The sequence below is a fragment of the Bacillus sp. FG16 genome (assembly GCF_057809515.1).
This window is the reverse complement of record NZ_JBMDKC010000390.1, coordinates 1-339: the sequence shown is the minus strand read 5'-3', so window position 1 is coordinate 339 and position 339 is coordinate 1. Positions and strand designations below refer to the sequence as shown.

Annotated in this window: 1 protein-coding gene; it reads left to right on the top strand. The window is 44.2% G+C overall.

What is annotated here, in order from left to right:
• On the top strand, positions 1-339 hold a 339-nt coding region (locus ACODS7_RS32880; RefSeq protein WP_488828767.1), incomplete at both ends, for a hypothetical protein.

Genomic DNA, 339 nt, shown 5'->3' with positions numbered 1-339 from the left:
TGGCGCCAGATGGGCGTACGATTACGCATAAAAAGTTGCTAGATAGTTTCCGTGAGAATCTAGGCATTACGCTTCGTACAGGGCGTATGGGTATCGGAGACGAGGCTGTTACGGGCATGTATAAAACAAATCCGGAAGTCATTCGTACACGTGAGTACGGGGACTTAGAAACGTTAGCGCATGAAACGGGACATCATTTGGATAAACAATATGGCTTGAATGACCCAAAATTTGATGATGAATTCATGAAACTGGGTGCTCATACATCCGGTCAAAACTATACGCCTGAACAAATTCGTCAAGAAGGTATGGCGGAATTTATGCGTCGTTACTTACTCA